General features: G+C 56.5%; 17 protein-coding genes. 7 read left to right on the plus strand and 10 right to left on the minus strand.

Features of this window, described 5'->3' with window-relative positions; all coding sequences use genetic code 11:
- Positions 1 to 2: 2 nt before the first annotated feature.
- Together KSF73_01065 and KSF73_01070 are read right to left on the minus strand one after the other, a co-directional pair.
- Positions 3 to 3,206, minus strand: a complete 3,204-nt coding sequence (locus KSF73_01065; protein ID MBV1774296.1) for an efflux RND transporter permease subunit — start codon at positions 3,204 to 3,206, stop codon at positions 3 to 5.
- Between the two features lie 9 nt (positions 3,207 to 3,215).
- Entirely contained in the window at positions 3,216 to 4,250 is a 1,035-nt protein-coding gene (locus KSF73_01070) for an efflux RND transporter periplasmic adaptor subunit (protein ID MBV1774297.1), read from the minus strand.
- A 232-nt stretch (positions 4,251 to 4,482) separates the two neighbouring features.
- Between KSF73_01070 and KSF73_01075 the strand changes: the two genes are divergently transcribed.
- Positions 4,483 to 5,607: a CZB domain-containing protein gene (locus tag KSF73_01075; protein MBV1774298.1), complete on the plus strand. Its 1,125-nt coding sequence runs from the start codon at positions 4,483 to 4,485 to the stop codon at positions 5,605 to 5,607.
- A gap of 3 nt (positions 5,608 to 5,610) precedes the next feature.
- On the opposite strand, the gene KSF73_01080 is transcribed toward KSF73_01075, so the two are convergent.
- Positions 5,611 to 6,924: a DUF3422 domain-containing protein gene (locus KSF73_01080; protein MBV1774299.1), complete on the minus strand. Its 1,314-nt coding sequence runs from the start codon at positions 6,922 to 6,924 to the stop codon at positions 5,611 to 5,613.
- A 111-nt stretch (positions 6,925 to 7,035) separates the two neighbouring features.
- On the opposite strand from KSF73_01080, the gene KSF73_01085 reads away from it, so the two are divergent.
- Complete coding sequence (locus tag KSF73_01085; protein MBV1774300.1) at positions 7,036 to 7,416, plus strand: sulfurtransferase; 381 nt, start codon at positions 7,036 to 7,038, stop codon at positions 7,414 to 7,416.
- A 55-nt stretch (positions 7,417 to 7,471) separates the two neighbouring features.
- Here the strand turns inward: KSF73_01085 and KSF73_01090 are convergent, their stop codons facing one another.
- Both KSF73_01090 and KSF73_01095 read right to left on the minus strand, forming a co-directional pair.
- Positions 7,472 to 7,825: a CZB domain-containing protein gene (locus tag KSF73_01090; GenBank protein MBV1774301.1), complete on the minus strand. Its 354-nt coding sequence runs from the start codon at positions 7,823 to 7,825 to the stop codon at positions 7,472 to 7,474.
- A 63-nt stretch (positions 7,826 to 7,888) separates the two neighbouring features.
- Positions 7,889 to 8,515 (minus strand): class I SAM-dependent methyltransferase, encoded by a 627-nt coding sequence (locus tag KSF73_01095; protein MBV1774302.1) that lies wholly within the window; start codon positions 8,513 to 8,515, stop codon positions 7,889 to 7,891.
- Positions 8,516 to 8,592: 77 nt separating this feature from the next.
- Between KSF73_01095 and KSF73_01100 the strand changes: the two genes are divergently transcribed.
- A complete protein-coding gene (locus KSF73_01100) occupies positions 8,593 to 8,967 on the plus strand; it encodes a metalloregulator ArsR/SmtB family transcription factor (GenBank protein MBV1774303.1) in 375 nt (124 codons plus the stop codon).
- An 82-nt stretch (positions 8,968 to 9,049) separates the two neighbouring features.
- Here KSF73_01100 and KSF73_01105 read toward each other — a convergent pair whose 3' ends face one another.
- From KSF73_01105 to KSF73_01125, 5 genes are all read right to left on the minus strand, one after another.
- Entirely contained in the window at positions 9,050 to 9,745 is a 696-nt protein-coding gene (locus KSF73_01105) for an acetyltransferase (protein MBV1774304.1), read from the minus strand.
- Between the two features lie 15 nt (positions 9,746 to 9,760).
- Positions 9,761 to 10,504, minus strand: coding sequence for a 1-acyl-sn-glycerol-3-phosphate acyltransferase (locus tag KSF73_01110; GenBank protein ID MBV1774305.1), 744 nt, complete (start codon positions 10,502 to 10,504; stop codon positions 9,761 to 9,763).
- On the minus strand, positions 10,504 to 11,193 hold the full coding sequence (mtgA, locus tag KSF73_01115; GenBank protein ID MBV1774306.1) for a monofunctional biosynthetic peptidoglycan transglycosylase: 690 nt from the start codon (positions 11,191 to 11,193) through the stop codon (positions 10,504 to 10,506). The genes KSF73_01110 and mtgA overlap by 1 nt, the downstream gene beginning before the upstream one ends.
- 65 nt (positions 11,194 to 11,258) lie before the next feature.
- Entirely contained in the window at positions 11,259 to 12,080 is an 822-nt protein-coding gene (gene aroE / locus KSF73_01120; protein MBV1774307.1) for a shikimate dehydrogenase, read from the minus strand.
- 13 nt (positions 12,081 to 12,093) lie between these two features.
- Positions 12,094 to 12,546 carry a rhodanese-like domain-containing protein gene (locus KSF73_01125; GenBank protein ID MBV1774308.1) on the minus strand — a complete coding sequence of 151 codons (453 nt, stop codon included), beginning with the start codon at positions 12,544 to 12,546 and terminating at the stop codon, positions 12,094 to 12,096.
- 314 nt (positions 12,547 to 12,860) lie between these two features.
- On the opposite strand from KSF73_01125, the gene glnA reads away from it, so the two are divergent.
- From glnA to ntrC, 4 genes are all read left to right on the plus strand, one after another.
- Positions 12,861 to 14,270, plus strand: coding sequence for a glutamate--ammonia ligase (glnA, locus tag KSF73_01130; protein MBV1774309.1), 1,410 nt, complete (start codon positions 12,861 to 12,863; stop codon positions 14,268 to 14,270).
- Between the two features lie 119 nt (positions 14,271 to 14,389).
- Positions 14,390 to 14,854 carry a DUF4124 domain-containing protein gene (locus KSF73_01135; GenBank protein MBV1774310.1) on the plus strand — a complete coding sequence of 155 codons (465 nt, stop codon included), beginning with the start codon at positions 14,390 to 14,392 and terminating at the stop codon, positions 14,852 to 14,854.
- A gap of 172 nt (positions 14,855 to 15,026) precedes the next feature.
- Positions 15,027 to 16,106, plus strand: a complete 1,080-nt coding sequence (locus KSF73_01140) for a PAS domain-containing protein (GenBank protein ID MBV1774311.1) — start codon at positions 15,027 to 15,029, stop codon at positions 16,104 to 16,106.
- Positions 16,103 to 17,503 carry a nitrogen regulation protein NR(I) gene (gene ntrC / locus KSF73_01145; GenBank protein ID MBV1774312.1) on the plus strand — a complete coding sequence of 467 codons (1,401 nt, stop codon included), beginning with the start codon at positions 16,103 to 16,105 and terminating at the stop codon, positions 17,501 to 17,503. The genes KSF73_01140 and ntrC overlap by 4 nt, the downstream gene beginning before the upstream one ends.
- Positions 17,504 to 17,512 lie beyond the last annotated feature (9 nt).

Genomic DNA, 17,512 nt, shown 5'->3' on the forward strand with positions numbered 1-17,512 from the left:
GTTTACTCCTGTGTTGCCTGCTCGTACTGACCGCGATAGGCCACGTAATAGAGCAGCGGGATCACCACCAGCGTGAGCAGGGTAGAGACAAAAATCCCGAAGATCAGTGAAATGGCGAGCCCGTTGAAAATTGGGTCGTCGAGGATAAAGAAGGCACCCAGCATGGCGGCCAGCCCGGTGAGCGCAATCGGCTGCGCACGCGCCACGGCAGCGCTGACCACGGCTTCCTTAAAATCCATGCCGCGCCCGGCCTGCAGGCGGATAAAGTCCACCAACAGGATGGAGTTCCGCACGATGATCCCGGCCAGCGCGATCATGCCGATCATGCTGGTGGCGGTATATTGCGAACCGAGCAGCGCATGCCCCGGCATCACACCGACGATGGTCAGCGGAATCGGTGCCATGATGATCAGCGGGGTGAGGTAGGATCCGAACTGGGCCACCACCAGCAGATAAATCAGGATCAGCCCCACACCATAAGCGGCTCCCATATCGCGGAAGGTTTCGTACGTCACCTGCCATTCGCCATCCCACTTCAGGGCATAGCCACGATAGGGGTCGGATGGCTGCTTGATGAAATACTCAGTGATACCAGCACCATCCGGCGTCTTGATCGCAGCAATATCGCCGCGCATGCCGAACATGCCATAGAGCGGACTATCCACCTTGCCTGCCATATCGCCGACCACGAAGGTCACCGGCAGACCATCCTTGTGATACGAAGGCTGCTCGCGCACGGTGTCACTAATGGTCACCAGTTCGCGGATCGGCACCAGACGGCCATCGGCTGCATGTACGCCAAGTTGCAGCAGATTGTCGAGATTGCCGCTCAGCGACTCTGGCAATCGAACCATCAATGGCGCAGCATATTTGCTTTCGTCGTGCGCATAGCTCGCAGCGATGCCAGACAGGCCTGCCCGCAGGGTCGCCACAATTTCACCTTGGGGGACACCCAGCAACGCGGCCTTGTTGCGATCCACCAGCAGCACCTTGCGCGGCGCGTCGACAATGGTGCTGTCGTCGGCATCGACAATACCCGGCGTCTTTTCAAACACCGCGCGCACGGCCTTGGCGACCTGACGGCGACCGTCGGCATCCGGACCATAGATTTCCGCCACCAGCGGCGCCAGCACAGGCGGCCCCGGCGGGACTTCCACCACTTTCACGTTTGCGCCGAAGCGTTTGCCGATCGCCTGCAGGCCGGGACGCAAGCGGGTAGCAATCGCATGGCTCTGTTCGCTGCGATGATGTTTGTCGACCAGATTGACCTGTACATCGCCCACCTCGCCACCGGCACGCAGGTAATACTGGCGCACTAGCCCATTGAAGTTGATCGGCGCGGCGGTGCCCGCATAGGTCTGCCAACTCACGACAGTCGACTCAGTCGAGAGATAGCGACCCAGTTCATGCAGTACAGCCGAGGTCTGTTCCACCGGCGTACCGGCAGGCATGTCCACCACAATCTGGAATTCGGATTTATTGTCGAAGGGCAGCATTTTCAGCTGCACCCAGCCAATCACCGGCAGACCCACCGACATCACAATCAGCGCAAGCACGCCCACGCCCAACTTCTTGCGATTACGCGATCCGGTGTCGTCGGTCAGGAAGGGGTGGAACACTGCGCGGAAGGTGGGTTCAAGGCGCTTCGCCAGTCCATCTTCATGTGCATGATGACCGTCACGCATCCAGCGCTTGGCCAGCCACGGCGTAATGATGAAGGCAATGGCGAGTGACAGCAGCATGCCCATGCTGGCATTGATCGGGATCGGGCTCATATAGGGTCCCATCAGGCCGGATACAAAGGCCATGGGCAGCAAGGCGGCAATCACCGTCAGCGTCGCCAGAATCGTCGGGCCACCCACCTCATCCACCGCGCCGGGAATCAGCTCCATCAGCGATTTATGCGGTTCCAGCATTTGATGCCGGTGGATGTTCTCCACCACCACAATCGCATCATCCACCAGAATGCCGATGGAAAAAATCAGTGCAAACAATGAAACACGATTCAGCGTAAATCCCCATGCCCAGGAGGCAAACAGGGTCACCAGCAGCGTGAGCATCACCGCCACGCCGACAATCGCCGCTTCACGCTTGCCTAGCGCAAAGAACACCAGCGCCACCACCGACGCCGTAGCAAACATCAGCTTGTGGATCAGTTTGTCGGCTTTATCGTTGGCGGTTTCGCCGTAATTACGAGTGAGCGACACCTCGACATTGGCGGGAATAACGGTATTTTTCAGCTCGTCCACTCGCTTGATCAGCGCATCGGCTACCACCACGGCGTTCTGGCCGGGTTGCTTGGTAATCGCCAGCGTCACCGCCGGATATTCGCCGCCATCCTTGCCCGCGACGCCATGCCAGACGCTGCGCACGCTGGGCAGCGGCCCGTCAGTGACGCGGGCGACATCCTGCAGATAGATCGGCTTGCCATTACGCACGCCCACCACCATCTGCGCCGCATCGCGGGCATTGGCGATGTATGGCCCGGCATCAATGGCGACAGATTGATTGCCCGTCACCAGCTCGCCCATGCTGCCACCTGCATTGGCCGCCGCCAGCATGCGCTGCACATCGCTGACCGCCAGACCGGACGCGGCCATGCGCGCAGGATCGACATCAATATTAATCGCTCGCCCCGGCCCGCCGATGGTGCTGATTTCGCGGGAACCATGCACGCGCTTGAGATCAGCCTCCAGGCTCTGGGCAACTTGCTCCAGATTGCGCGGCCCCATCGCCGGATCTTTCGACCACAGGGTCAGCGACACAATCGGCACATCATCAATGCCCTTGGGTTTAACAATGGGCTCCATCACGCCGAGGCCCTGCGGCAACCAGTCGCGATGGCTCAATAAGGTATCGTGCAGGCGAACCAGTGCTTCGGTGCGCGGCACGCCGACCTTGAACTGCACGGTCAGCACCGCCATGCCGGGGCGCGAGACCGACATCACATGTTCGACATCGGCAATCTGGCTGATCACCTGCTCGCCCGGTGTGGCCACCATGGTTTCCACATCGTGCGCCGACGCACCGGGAAACGGCACCAGCACATTGGCCATGGTGACATTGATTTGCGGCTCTTCTTCGCGCGGGGTGACAAGAATGGCGAAGAGTCCCAGCAAAATCGCGGTCAGCGCCAGCAACGGCGTGAGATGGGCATTCAGGAAATACGCAGCGATGCGTCCGGAGACGCCTAGTTTGGTGTGCATGGCCCCTCCTTATTTGCCGCGAGCGGCCTGTTGTGGTTCAAGCGCAACGTGCTCGCCTTTACTCAGTCCGGCTAGCACTTCCACTTCGCCGCCATTAGCCGGACCCAGCTTCACCTGCCGCAGCAGTGGATTGCCTTTGGCATCCAGCACATACACCACACGCATTTCGGCGCGATTCAGTACCGCACGCTGCGGGATATACAGACGCTCACCGCCCGTAGACGCTCCGGCAATCTGTACACGTGCAAAGGTGCCCGGCACAACAGTTGCAGGCGCCTTGCCCAGCCACGCACGCAGCTGCACGGTATGCGTTTGCTGATTTGCTGCCGGGTAGACCACCACACGGGCAGGCACCATCGCTTCCGCCTCCTTCACGCCCGATATTGCAATGCGCACGGCATCGGTCCCGATCGTTGCATCGACCTTGCTTTGCGGCACCGCTGCGGTGACGCGCATCTGGGCAGGATCGTACAGGCTCACCAGCACACGGCCCGGCGCGGCCATTTCGCCCGCCTGTGCCGGCACATCCGCCACGATGCCATCGTAGGGCGCAGTCAGCGTATAAAACCCGGATTGAGTCAGCGCGGCATCGGCACTGGCGCCCGACGCTTTCGCCTGTGCACTGGCAGCCTTGAATTGCGCTTCTGCACGCTCCAAACCCGCCTGACTGATGTAGCCCTTGGCGAAAAGCTGCTTCTGGCGATCGTATTCCTTCTGCGCCGCATCCAGCTGTGCCCGTGCAGCCTCTGTTTGTGCGCGGGAGGCCACGGCAAGCTGACTGGCTGCGCGCGCATCGACCGAAACCAGCAACTGCCCCTTCTTCACCCGGTCACCCGGATGCACTTTGACCTCGGTAATCATGCCCGCCACCTGCACGGCCATCTCGCTGTGGCGTTCGGCCTCCACCACGCCATCGGCCGTCCATGCACTTGCCAGCGAATCACTTCTGACCGGCACATGGGCAAGTTGCCCGGCCCAAACGGGCACGGCGAATGCGAGCACAATCGGTGCGAGACGAAAGAGGCAAGATGGTTTGACTGACATGGTCCACTCCTGATGCTAGTTAGTTCATTATTTGCATACTTACGCAAATTGTCAATTATGAAAAAAACCAAACCTATCAACTTCAATATACTTTTTTAACCCAAGCACTTGCCATTACTAGCAAGAATCAGGGGCGAACACGCATTCAGGGCTTGATTTCAGCCATTTGTCGCTGACAATGAAATGAGTGTGACCATTTATTCACGGTAGATTCATGGCGGGGGAAGCGGGCATGTTTTTCGGACAAAAGCAGTCGGGCGGGGCATCACAGTCGCGTATTCTTGAACTGGAAGCCCAGCTGAGTGCAGCGCAGCGCGCAAGGGAAGATGCGGAACGCGCCCTGCAGGGATGCAGGGAAGCGCAACAGCGGGCCGAGCAGGAGCTGGCAACCCGACAGGCCGTCATGACACATTTCGATCATTTCTCGAAATCCTTGTCGATGGCACAGGGTACGCTGGAAAGGCTGGCCGATCAGATGGTGCAGGAGCGTGACCGCGCTGTCAGTTCACAAGCCGCTTCGCAATCGAGCAGCAGCAGCGTCAGTGCCATCGCCTCGGGCCTTCACCGGCTGGCGAGTGAAAGCCAGCAAGTCACCTCCAAGATTGATGAACTGGATCATCAGGCTCATGCCATTGGTAGCATCGTGCAGCTCATCAAGGAAATTGCCGACCAGACCAATCTGCTTGCGCTCAACGCCGCCATTGAAGCAGCACGCGCAGGTGAAACTGGGCGTGGGTTTGCCGTGGTGGCCGATGAAGTGCGCAAGCTGGCTGAACGCACCACCGGGGCAACATCGGAAATCAGTACACTGGTGAGCCGTATCAGCTCGGAATCGGGTGAGGGCAAGCAGTTGATTGCAGCGCTGGCCAGCCTGGCGGCCGAGTCTGTTGAACGTGGCTCGCAGGCCAGTGCATCACTGGAAACCCTGCTGGGGCTCTCCAAAGCGATGGAAAACGGGGTGGCCGCATCGGCATTACGCAGCTTTTGCGAACTCGCCAAAATCGACCACGTATCATACAAATTCCGAGTGTACCGTATTTTGCTGGGCTTAAGCCATGAGTCCGCCAGCAGCCTTGAGGAACATACACATTGCCGGCTAGGCCAATGGTATCTTCACGGTGATGGCAAGGCCTGTTTTTCCAAGCTCCCGGGCTATGGCGATCTGGATTCACCGCACAAGAATCTGCATCAGATTGCCCGTCAGGCTGTGGAAGCACACGAGCGCGGGCGGACCGACGAGATGACTCGCCTGCTCGGACAGATGGAACAACTCAGCGTTCAGGTGATTGAAGCGCTGGAACGCATGGCGCAGGCGGGCGAAACCCATCATGAACTGATTTGCCACGCCAGCAGGTAACCTTTAATCACCCTTCACCAGCGCACGGTGCAGCCTGGTACGCTGCACCCGCAAGCGCCAGTACAGCATCCCGGCGATCAGCGGCACTGCAACGGCCGCTGCAACCTCGGGAGAGACATGCCAGCCCTTCGCTTCCATCCCCGCCGCCATATGATGTACAAGCTGGGAGCCATAGTAAGTCATCGCGATAACCGATAATCCTTCCACCGTTTCCTGTAGCTGGAACTGCAGCTTGTTGCGCTGGTTCATCTGCTGCAGCAATGCCTGATTCTGCTGCTCCAGGCCGACATCAACACGTGCGCGGAGCAATGCGCTGCTACGTGCGAGTCCAGAGGAAAGCTGCTTCAGCCGTGCGCGCATTGATTGACAGGTCGCCATCGGCGGCGTCAGTCGTCGTTCCATGAACTCGCTAAACGTGGGAAAGCCTGGCACCCGTTCCTCGCGCAATTCGCCAATGCGCTGGCGCACCAGCGCATGATAGGCCTCGCTTGCACCGAACCGGAAGCCGGTGGTGGCATGAATCCGCTCCACTTCGGCCGACAGAGCGGACAGCGTATTCAAGACTGCATGTTCATCTTTCAAGCCATTTGCCGCCTCAATTCGCCCGGTCAGATCCGCCAGCGTACTCTCCGCCCCTCGTATCCACTGGCCGAGTTCACGCGCCACCGGCAACCCCAGCAGGGCAAACAAACGATAGGTTTCGATTTCAATCAGCCGCTGCACCGTGCGACCCGCCTGCCGCGGCGTCATGCCATCATTAATCAGCACAAAGCGGGAAAACGCATCACCCCACGGGCTATCGCCCCCAAACAGGAAATCCGCCGCGATCCAGGCCGCACCATCCACTGCACGCGACACCACCATCTGGCGGCCATCGCCTGCAAACTGACTGATCAGCGCAGCTTCATCGTCGACCGCCTGCCTGCGCATCTCGATACAGCACGCCACCAGCATCTCTCCGGGCAGATTGTCCAGCCACCCTGCTGGCACACCTGCCATGGGGGCCTGCTGCCAGAATGGCGCTGCATCGGTGATCTCCATATGAAAAAAGGTGTAACTGGAGAATTCCGTATGCCGCTCCCAGCGAACACAGCGCTTATCCGAGTACAAAATCGCCAGCTCTGGCGCGGGTTGTTCAATCGATGCCCCCAGTGCACTGGCCAGCACCTGAAAATGGCCACGCTCGCGCTCATCCTGCCCCTGATCGCGCAGACAGGCGACATGCGTCACCATGGCCGAACCATGCAGCGGAATCGGCGGACGGGAATGGAACTCGCGATTCAATCGCGATCTCGATGCTTGATCTGTGAACTGCATGCTGGAATTCCTCCGAACAGACGAATGGAATAGACACTGAGGCAGACCTTGATTCACTATATCACCCGATATACTATTAATTCAGATAATAAATCAATCAGGACTGACAGAATGAAAACCGCTCATGAGCTGGTCATGCAGGCAAAAGCAAGTATCCGTGAAGTAGCACCGGATGAAGCAGCGCAGTGGGTTGCACGAGGCGCGCTGTTGCTGGATGTGCGCGAGCCGGACGAGTATCGGACAGCTCGGGTGAAAGGTGCTGTTAATGTACCACGCGGCATGCTGGAATTTCGAATTGCAGATGTACTGGAAGGAAAACCGAGTGATGCGCCACTTTGCGTCTATTGCAAAACGGGCGGTCGTGCAGCACTGGCAGCCCAGACGCTGCAAGTGATGGGATATACGCAAATTATCTCTATCGCAGGTGGCATTGACGGCTTGGCAAACAGTCCCTTACCTATTGAGCGCGAGTCCTTGCCAGACTTCGAATAGTGCAGCGCATTGTATGAAACGAGGGCAGCAAGAGCTGCCCTGCACAAACAGATAGCTAGATGCCCGCTTCCTTGCGCAGCTTGGTAATCGCCACCCCGGTAGCGGTCGAGGCTGCGGCATAAGGCGTACCCGCGCCCAGCATGCCTTCAGCCTTTTCGTACTCACCTTTGTTGATCAGCTGCGCAACCTTACCTGCCTCAGTATGAAACGCCGCGTGCTTGGCAGTGCAATCCTGAAACGCCGCCAGCGTTCCAAACTGCTTTTTACCATCGCCATACAGCCATTTGCCCAGCTCGCAGCAATTGTCCTTGCTGATCGTTGCGGCATCCATCTGCTCGCCATTGCTGATGGCGGCGCGCAGTTTAGTTTTCCAGTTGGCATGTGCTTCGATCGCGTGCTGCAGGTCCATGATGGTCTCCGGGATTCGATACACTTAATGTATGGCAGCCGACAATCTGGAATGCCATGCTTTTCAGACCTGCGGCTTACGCACAATCCAGTCGACCAGCGCTGACATCCCCGCGTGCGCGCTGCCTTCCTCAAGATGCATTTCGTATGTATCCCGGGTCAGTACATCCCATCCAGCGAACATCTGCTCGAGCCAGCCCAGCGTATAGAGTTGCTCCTTCACCTTAGGGCCACCTGTGCCAAACTCAAGCTGCTTCGGTGTATAACCATGCAGCATCAGCACACCACCAGGCTTTACAGCCCGCTTCATGGCCTCAAATACACGAGGCATATCGGTTTCAGGCACAAACTGAATAAACACGGCCAGAACCACATCATAGGCCTGATCTGGCCAATCCCAGCCCAGCAGGTTGGCAACATCAGCACGGTAATTGGGACCCCCGGTAGCAAATTGGCGCGCCTTTGCAACCGCAACGGCAGAACCGTCCACCGCGTCCACGGTACAACCCTGCCGCGCCGCCCACACGCCGTTACGGCCATCACCATCTGCCACGGCCAGTACGTTCGCCCCTGCAGGCAAATGGTGCGCATGCTTTAGGACAAACTGACTCGGTTTCTCACCAAACAGAAAGCCATCTGCCTGAAAACGTTGATCCCAATGAGCGATGCCCAACACAGAAGGTTGATCCATATCCATACTTTCTTTAGAACTTCTTCTATACTTTATTCAGCAGTATAATATGAAGCGTATAGATGAAAGATGCAATCATGGCTAGCACAGCACAAGTCGCGACTCACTCACCCGTTGAGGTGGATATCACCCGAATGCGTCATTCAGCCGATCAGGCCGTGGACATGCTGAAAGTGCTGGCCAACCCGGAACGATTGTTGCTGCTGTGCCAGATTGCGCAAGGTGAGCGCTGTGTGAGCGAACTGGAAGACGTCCTGCAGATTCGCCAGCCGACCCTGTCGCAGCAACTGGGTGTGCTACGTCGCGCAGGCATCGTCGATACCCGCCGCGCCAGCAAACAGATTTATTACCGCGTGACCAGTCCGCAGGCACTCGCCCTGATTGATAGACTGTATAGCCTATATTGCGCAGATCTGTCCGGGGCTGGCTGCACCGGTACAGCCACGACCTGATGCAGCAATGCTGGGGCGCAGTCTTTATGAAATGCATTTTTCTCTTGGAAATTTGCGCCCTAGTAAGTGCCTTACAGCGGAATCAAACTAAACTGCGTTTCATTTCAGACAATATTTCCAATGACTTTGAAACGTCTTCAGTCAGATCCGTTTCGATCGCTGCTTTTTGTTGCCGAATCCAGCTTAGCGGCTGATTCCACCATTGAATATCAAGTAATTCGGCAATGACTTTTTCATCAAATCTGAAGCGAACAAGTTTGATAGGATTTCCCACATAAACACCATAGGGTTCCAATACTTTTTTTGGTGGCACAACTGAACCCGCGCCAACCACACACCCATTAGAAATCTTCGACTGGCCGAGAATCAAGACATTGTCACCAATCCATACATCATTTTCAATAACTGTATTACCAAGCTGGGGCTGAGGTCTGTAGGGAGCACCGAGCAGCCCCAGCATATAAGAGGATAGGCCCTGGGTATCATGAAGTCCATTTAGAATAATCTTGATCTCATTTCCAGCAGCGACATAGTTCCCAACCTCTAGTATTTGAATACCCCCATCGTATTTAACTCTTGAGCCTAGTCCGAATCCGGAGTTCTTCCCCATCTTAATTGTGACACCCTGCGGAAATTCACCATCCCAGCGCGTAAAAAAATCCTGAGGAATAGAAGTCTGAGATCCATCCTCAAATAAAAAAACATGAAAGCGCTTGGATAGCGGATGTCCTTGCGCAATGCCTTTAATTCCTTCAGGGAACTGAAAGTTAATTTGCATGGCTACAACCTCTTATTAATGAGTTTTAAACCAATCATCCTCAGCTCGCAAACACGCATCAATCGCTTGACGCGTTTGATCTCTGAGCATGGCCACATCTTCCTCTGTCATGCCGACTGTCGGGATGGCCGGTAAATAACACACCCTCAGGCCATAAGGCTGAAACAGTATCTTGCCGAATAATTGGCCACAGCGCATATTGATTTGCACAAAGGGCTGAATGGGTACTTGAGCTGCGATCGCCGCACGGAATGCGCCATCTTTAAAGGCTTGCACGGGTTCCTTGCCACGATTGCGCGTACCTTCCGGAAACACGAGAATAGACTCGCCAGACTGCAAGGCGGCCACCATTGCTTCGGCACTCTGCTTGCGCGACGCAGCGGAATCTCTGCTGACGAGCACACAAAAGCGACTCATCAAGAATCCCAGCACCGGAATCCTGGCAAATTCAGCCTTAGCCAGAACCCGCGTGGGCTGATAAATGGCCGCGGCAGTGACCGGCATGTCCAGTAGATTGCAATGATTGCCCACCATCACCATCGCGCGATGGGTGCGATGTTCCTCGCCGTCGATACTGATCGGCATGAAGGCCAGTACACCCCACAAGCGCATTGATGTGCGGTTATACCAGGCAATCACCTGCTGGCAGGTTTTGACAGACGTAAACGATGCCAGCGCATAGACTGGCATGCCCAGCGTACACAGCACAAGAAACAGAATGGCGACGTACACAGAGTACACAGCACGCAAAAAATTCATCAGGGTACATCCGCGTAATTCATGCGCCGAACGATAATGGCAGTCTTGCGGAGCAGACGCTTATCGTTGCGCGCTTTATCGTAATAGCGTGGGTTGGGCACCATGGCTGCCAATTTGGCTGCCTGGGCGTCACTCAACCGCGCCGCACTTGTCTTGTAATAATGGCGTGCTGCCGCTTCTGCACCAAACACCCCATCGCCCCACTCGATCACGTTCAGGTAGATTTCGAAAATGCGCCGCTTGCTGAGCATGTGCTCCAGCATCACCGTAATCGCTGCTTCTTCAATCTTGCGGAGATAGCTGCGCTTGCCGCTTAGGAACAGATTTTTGGCGAGCTGCTGGCTGATCGTCGATCCACCGGCAGTAATCCTGCCCTTCTTCTGGTTCTTTTCCCAGGCGGCCTGCAGCCCTTCCCAATCAAAGCCATCATGATCGAGGAACTTGGCATCTTCGCTAGCAATCAGCGCACGTTTGAGATGGGGAGAGATGCGCTCATAGGGCACCCATTTGTGCGTGATATCCGCATCAGGATCATCTTTCTGCAAGCGTGCCCGCTGGATTTCCATAAATGCGGTCGTATCGGGATTGTGATCCTGCCACCACCACACATGCGCAAATATCCAGACCTGCCACGCCAGAAATAACAATATCAACGCAAGCAGTATCCGCCAGACCCAGGTCAGCACCATTGCGTCCTCCTGAACGTAAAGGGGCGGCGATTATATACGGAGCGACGCATTACAATGACATCGGATTAAAGTGGCTGTTGCAAGGTTGCACGAATGTCCGCCAAAACAGGCGCAGTATCCGGCCGCACGCCCCGCCAGTGCCAGAACGATTCGGCAGCCTGTTCGACCAGCATCCCTGCGCCATCTACACATTGAGGCACACCCGCATCGGCACACTGCTTCAGAAAACTGGTGGGTTCGGCTGCATACATCATGTCATAGGCAAGATGTACCTGCTTGAAGGCGGTATCCGGCAGGGGAAGATGCTGGCTACCGATACTGGCGGACGTTGCATTAATGATCAGGTCGAACCCTTCACCCGGCTGATCCAGCGTGACGGCCTGCACCCTGTGAGAAGTAGATGCAAACCGTTCTGCCAGCAATTGCGCCTTATCCAGCGAACGATTGGCGATGGTAATACCAGCCACGCCTGTTTCCTGCAAAGGCCCGATAGCGCCGCGCGCCGCACCACCTGCACCGAGCAGCAGCACACGCGCATCTTTCAAATCTACATGGCGCGACAGATCACGCACCAACCCGATACCATCGGTGTTGTCGCCGACCACCCCGTCGTCATCAATCCACAGTGTATTGACTGCCCCCGCCTGCTCTGCGCGGTCGGTCAGCTGATTGGCGAACTGAAACGCTTCCTCCTTGAATGGCAGGGTGACGTTGCAGCCGAGTCCGCCCATGGCGAAGAAATCCGCCACGGATTCGATAAATCCGTCCAGTGGCACCAGAATACGGTCGTAGGTCAGTTTCTGATTGGTTTGTCTGGCAAATGCAGCATGAATCAGCGGCGATTTACTATGTGCAACGGGATGTCCCAGCAGGGCGTAACGATCCATTCATCCACCCCGATCAGGATTGCGACCAGGGCAGCTTGCGCCCTTGCCAGCCGTTGACCGCACCACGCTGGCCATCTGCATTCTTATCGCCTTCGAAGCCTTCGAGGATGTTGTAGCACTCCGTAAAGCCGTGTGCTGCAGCGGCCGCTGCAGCGTCATGCGAGCGCGCCCCCGTGCGGCAGAGGAACAGTAGCACGGACTCCTTATCTACCTGATGCTGGAGCTGCTCCAGAAAATTCGGGTTGGGGACCATCCCGGGCCAGCTCTTCCATTCAATGCGCACCGCTTGCTCGGGCCCGCCGACAAATTGCCACTCTGCAGCTGACCGCACGTCCACCAGTCGGACTGCACCAAGACCGGTCAGCAACGCATGCGCTTCTTCGGGCGTCACGGCACCCGAATAGGGCAAGGCTGATTGGGTTGCACGTTCCCGAGCATGCTGAAGGATGTCGTTAAGCTGACTCATGATGCATTTTCCTGATGGTTGTCATTTGACTAACAAGATTATATGGCAATAATGCTTTGATAAGACGAGCGCACCAAATTGGAGCGCTTACTGCAATGCGCGCACCAAAAGCGCGCACACAAACAGCTCACACACTGTGCAACCCGTTGATCGGACGTAAACCTCGCGCTGGCACGAAGCATGCTTATTACTGCGCCATCGCAATGCTCCCGCTAGCACGGGACTGCACAAAGATATAGTATCTCGCGGTACTTTGATCCCACATGCCGGGAACCCCATGTGTATCCCGGCTGAAATCCTCACAGGAGAGTCTCATGGCTGTGGCCGACGTTCTCAAGCAAATTCAGGAAAACGACATTCGCTTCGTTGATCTGCGTTTTACCGACACCAAGGGCAAAGAGCAGCACGTGACCGTGCCGTCCCACGTGGTGGATGAAGAGTGGTTCGAACGCGGCCACGCTTTTGACGGTTCCTCGATTGCTGGCTGGAAGGGCATTCAGGCCTCCGACATGCTGCTGATGCCGGATGCATCGACCGCCGCCATCGACCCGTTCTACGACGAGCCGACCCTGTTTATCACCTGTGACGTGATCGACCCGACCGATGGCAAGGGCTACGACCGCGATCCGCGTTCCATCGCCAAGCGCGGCGAAGCCTACCTGAAGGCATCCGGCCTGGGCGACACCGCATTCTTCGGTCCGGAACCCGAATTCTTCATCTTCGACAGCGTGACCTGGGGCACCGACATGTCCGGCACCCACGTCAAGATCAAGTCCGAAGAAGCCGCATGGTCGTCCTCCGAAGACTACGAAACCGGTAACACCGGCCACCGTCCGGGCGTGAAGGGTGGCTACTTCCCGGTCGCTCCGGTTGACAGCTTCCAGGACATCCGCTCGGCCATGTGTCTGGCACTGGAAGAACTGGGCATCCCGGTTGAAGTGCACCACCACGAAGTGGCCACTGCCGGCCAGAACGAAATCGGCACCAAGTTCTCCACGCTGGTTCAGCGTGCTGACTGGACTCAGCGCCTGAAGTACGTTGTGCACAACGTGTCGCATCAGTACGGCAAGACCGCAACCTTCATGCCGAAGCCAATCGTTGGCGATAACGGTTCGGGCATGCACGTTCACCAGTCCATCTGGAAGGATGGCAAGAACCTGTTCGCAGGCAATGGCTATGCCGGTCTGTCCGAATTCGCCCTGTACTACATCGGCGGTATCATCAAGCACGCCAAGGCACTGAATGCCATCACCAACCCGGGTACCAACTCCTACAAGCGTCTGGTGCCGGGCTATGAAGCCCCTGTGATGCTGGCTTACTCTGCCAAGAACCGTTCCGCTTCGATCCGTATCCCGTACGTGGCATCCGACAAGGCTCGCCGTATTGAGGCTCGCTTCCCGGATCCACTGGCCAACCCGTACCTGGCCTTCACCGCACTGATGATGGCGGGTCTGGATGGCGTGCAGAACAAGATCCACCCGGGCGATGCAGCAGACAAGAACCTGTACGATCTGCCGCCGGAAGAAGACAAGCTGATTCCGAAGGTCTGCCACAGCCTCGAACAAGCGCTGGAAGCCCTGCGTGAAGATCACGAGTTCCTGACCCGTGGCGGCGTGTTCTCCAAGGACTGGATCGACAGCTACATCGAACTGAAGATGGAAGAAGTCAACAAGTTCCGCATGACCACTCACCCGGTCGAGTTTGAAATGTACTACTCGCTGTAATCCCGACATTCAGTCGCGATTCAGCCCATGCCCCGCATACTGCATGCGGGGCATTTTTGCGTCCGGCACATGAGATGTCGTAATATGCCGTTGGTTTTAAAACAGGTTCTGCCGCATCGATGAAAGCGCATGTCTCCACCATCAGTTTCTGTCTGGCTGCCTTGGCATCCATACACGTTTGCGCCGACATTTACCGTTCCGTGGATGCGGAAGGACACGTCACCTACTCTAATGTCCCCAGCAAAGGGGCAAAAAAAATCGATCTGGGCAATCTCCCTGATCCCATCCCCGCCCCCAAACCGCGTGCCAGCGGCTCATCTGGCAGTAGTGGCGGCAGCACGAGCTATTCCGCCCCCACCCCCAGCAATTTTCCAAGAGTAGATAGCTCGACCCAGAATGCACGCGACCAGAATCGTCTGAGCATCCTGCAAAGCGAAATGGATAGCGAACAGCGATTATTGAATCAAGTTCGCAACAATCTGCAAACCTCCGCGCCGGAGAAGCAGGCAAAATTGCGCGATGAAGTCATGCTGCACGAGAAAAATATCGAAGCGCTCAAAAAAGAAATGAGTCGCGCCAAATAAATGCACCAATATGGTGCATACTATCTCTGTGATCGCCCACAGATGGCACATTCAGGCAAAGCAGGTCACGCAAGTGATTGATGTATATAGCCTCCAGCAAATGCACATCCGTACATGAAGCTGGCCTGCTAATTGCTTGATGCCCAGTGACTATCCGGAGCACATTGCCATCATGCTGCATTTACAATTAGGCGGACTCGAACTGCTGGAAACTGCCGTCATCGTGCTTGATGCCTCTGCTTGCGTGCTCAGCATGAACCCCGCCGCAGAAAGCCTGTTCGAGCTGAATGCACGCGAGACAGCTGGTCGCCCGCTTTCAGCCTGCTTTAGCGAACCGGGCGAAATCCTGGCCGCGCTTGATGCCGCCATGCAGCAGAATGCCAGCGTCACCGAGCACGATGTCGCTCTGGCTCTACGGCTGGGCAGTACCATTCATATCAGCTTTACCATTAAGCAAGTAGAGCAACCTGCCGTCATCATTCTCGAATGTCGCCAGACCGACCAGCAGCGCAAAATCGTCAATGAAGAGCGACTGGCGGCACAACAACACGCCAATCGTCAGCTGATCCGCAATCTGGCGCACGAAATCAAGAATCCCCTAGGCGGTATACGCGGCGCTGCGCAATTACTGCAGCACGAGCTTCACAGTCCGGATCTGCGCGAATACACACAGGTCATCACCGACGAAGCCGACCGACTGCAAAGCCTGCTGGATAGACTCCTGACGCCCAGTCGCCTGCCCCAGGTAGGCGAACTGAACATACATGAAGTACTGGAGCGCGTGCGTACGGTTGTTCTGGCAGAAACGCCCAATGGGCTCGCCGTTCGCCGCGACTACGATATCAGCCTGCCCCCTATCATTGGCGACCGCGAGCAGCTGATACAGGCCACACTCAATATTGTGCGCAATGCGGTACAGGTGATGCATGGTGCGGGTGAAATCATTCTGCGCACCCGGATTGCCCGCCAGGTCACCCTGAACCGCCGTCGCTTTCCACTGGCGATTTGCATGCAGATTACCGATAACGGCCCCGGCATCCCGGATCATATACGCGACACGCTGTTCTACCCGCTGGTTTCTGCTCGACCAGGCGGTACAGGCATCGGCCTGCATCTCGCACACACCTTTGTTATGCAACACAACGGCACCATTGAATTTGAGAGTGAGCCGGGTCACACGACCTTTACCATCATGCTCCCCATCAATGGCTGGACCCACGAAGACACCCCACGGAGCCTTGTGCACCCATGAAACCTGTCTGGATCATTGATGATGATCGTTCTATTCGCTGGGTGTTTGAAAAAGCACTTGGTCGCGAGCACATCCAGCATCGCTGCTTTGAATCGGCATCTGCCGCACTCAGTGCATTGCGCAACGAAACACCGGATGTTGTGGTCAGTGACATCCGCATGCCGGGCGAGTCCGGACTGGCCTTATTGTCGGAACTAAAGCAGCGCTTTCCGAATCTGCCCGTCATCATCATGACCGCGCATTCTGATTTGGACAGCGCAGTGGCAGCATTCCAGGGTGGTGCCTTTGAATATCTCCCCAAGCCGTTCGATGTCGACCATGCGATTACGCTGATTCGTCGCGCGCTAAACGAACGGGTGCGTGACGAAGAGGCTGATGCTGGCGAGCATGTTGCGCCGGACATGCTCGGCCAAGCATCTGCCATGCAGGATGTATTTCGTGCAATTGGCCGCTTGAGTCAGTCTAACGCGACGGTGCTGGTGACCGGGGAATCAGGATCAGGCAAGGAACTGGTGGCGCGCGCGCTGCATCGTCACTCGCCACGTGCTCATAAAGCTTTCATTGCGCTCAACACGGCGGCTATTCCACGCGAGCTACTTGAGTCCGAACTGTTTGGGCATGAACGTGGCTCGTTTACCGGCGCACAGGAGAAACGACTAGGCCGATTCGAGCAGGCCGAAGGTGGCACACTGTTTCTGGACGAAATCGGCGATATGCCACCTGAATTGCAGACGCGTTTATTGCGTGTGCTGTCCGATGGCTACTTCTACCGGGTTGGCGGCCATTCACCCATCAAAGCCAATGTCCGCGTCATCGCAGCCACGCATCAACACCTTGAAGAGCGTGTCAAACAAGGCCTATTTCGCGAAGATTTGTTCCACCGGCTTAATGTCATCCGGCTTCGCCTACCACCGCTGCGCGAACGTCGTGAAGATATACCGCTGCTGGCACGGCATTTCCTGCTCAAGTCCGCGCGGGAATTAGGGGTAGAACCCAAGCGTCTCAGTGAAGAGGCCATGCGCAGTCTGTGCGCCTTCGATTTTCCGGGTAATGTGCGTCAGCTCGAAAACTTTTGCCATTGGATTGCGGTGATGTCACCCGGACAGACCGTCAATCAAGCCGATTTACCACAAGAGCTACATGGGCAGAGCGAACTTGTCCAAGGCGACTGGATCAGTCTTCTGGCGCAGGAGGTTGATCGTCGCTTGAATCGCGGAGATAGTGGCTTTATCGAGGAAATGCAGGATCAGTTCGAATCTACGCTGATTGGCCGAGCATTGCATGCCACTCAGGGTAAGCGCATTGAAGCAGCCGAACGGCTAGGACTAGGGAGAAACACGCTGACCCGCAAGCTGCAGAAATTCGGCATGGATGAAGCGAGCGAGCATATTGTCTAACATTCTGCG

The organism is Burkholderiaceae bacterium DAT-1 (assembly GCA_019084025.1).
In the GTDB taxonomy this organism is placed as follows: Bacteria; Pseudomonadota; Gammaproteobacteria; order Burkholderiales; family Chitinimonadaceae; genus DAT-1.